The sequence below is a fragment of the Vibrio sp. 1249-1 genome (assembly GCF_033340495.1).
On record NZ_JAWOWJ010000149.1, the window covers coordinates 1 to 1,043 of the forward strand.

Sequence of the window (1,043 nt, forward strand, 5' to 3'; positions counted from 1 at the left end):
TGTTATTTTTATCAAAAGCAATCGATTGGTGATCGCGTAGACAGAATGATAGTTCATTCCTCGGAAATTGCTGGCTAGATTGGTATTACTACGCACTGAATTTTTTATGTTGTAGAAAGGAATCAAAATGCCAAACTTAGTTTTAGAGTATTCGAACTCAGTGGAAGAGCGAGTCAATGTACAAGGTTTGCTGGAAGACTTACATAAAGCTGCGTTAGAGAGTGGCCTTTTTGAGTTGGCCTCTGTGAAATCAAGAACGTTAAGATGTCATAACTGGCTAATTGGTGAAGCGGGTGACAGCCTCGATTTTATTCATATCAATTTTGATTTGTTGTCTGGCCGAACGCCTGAACAAAAGCGAGAATTATCGCGAGCTTTAATGGTTGTGCTTCAAGAACAGGCAAGTCATGTGCACAGTTTAACGGTTAACATTCGAGATATGGATGTGGACAGCTTTCAAAAAGTGGTGAACTGAATATAAGGCTTGGCCGACGTTGTTCACGACTTGTTGTTTCTTCCCAAATTAACCCGACTCGGCTACTCTGTATTCTTTCTATTTTTGGATAAAAATTGATGTCGACTAAAGAGTTACTGTTTTCGTTTCACGGACGTATCGATCGCAAAACCTATTGGATTTGGAATGTGATTTACTACATTTCGATTATAGGTTTTGGTGCGGGTATCAGTAAGTTGTTTCCTGCGTTTTCTTACCTGTTACTGCCAATATTCTTGTTGGTACTGCTCATTCCTGATTTGGCTATTACGACAAAGAGATGGCATGACCGCGACAAGTCGATCTACTGGTTAGGCTTGAACATTCCTTTGGTGATTGGTCGCATCGCAACGCCGATGACAAGCCCAATGGCGCAAGAGCCTTCAACGCCACAGCTGTTCATTGCTTCGATTTCATTAATTTGTGGGCTTTGGATTTTGATTGAGTGTGGTTTTTTGAAAGGCACATCAGGCCCGAATAAATACGGTTCTGAGCCACAGTGATTTATGAGTGTGGGAGTCTGCCGAAGGTGTGACTCTCACATCAGTAG

At 41.6% G+C, this 1,043-nt stretch carries 2 protein-coding genes; both read left to right on the plus strand.

Annotated features, from left to right (window positions below):
* Positions 1-127 precede the first annotated feature (127 nt).
* Positions 128-475: a 5-carboxymethyl-2-hydroxymuconate Delta-isomerase gene (locus tag R7Z50_RS24880; RefSeq protein ID WP_005496920.1), complete on the plus strand. Its 348-nt coding sequence runs from the start codon at positions 128-130 to the stop codon at positions 473-475.
* Positions 476-573: 98 nt separating this feature from the next.
* Positions 574-996 carry a DUF805 domain-containing protein gene (locus R7Z50_RS24885; protein ID WP_042766137.1) on the plus strand — a complete coding sequence of 141 codons (423 nt, stop codon included), beginning with the start codon at positions 574-576 and terminating at the stop codon, positions 994-996.
* The last annotated feature ends 47 nt before the right edge of the window (positions 997-1,043 follow it).

Bases quoted from the DNA above. Each gene is read 5' to 3' on its own strand.
- R7Z50_RS24880 (WP_005496920.1), top strand. From the start codon at position 128: ATGCCAAACTTAGTTTTAGAGTATTCGAACTCAGTGGAAGAGCGAGTC.
- R7Z50_RS24885 (WP_042766137.1), top strand. From the start codon at position 574: ATGTCGACTAAAGAGTTACTGTTTTCGTTTCACGGACGTATCGATCGC.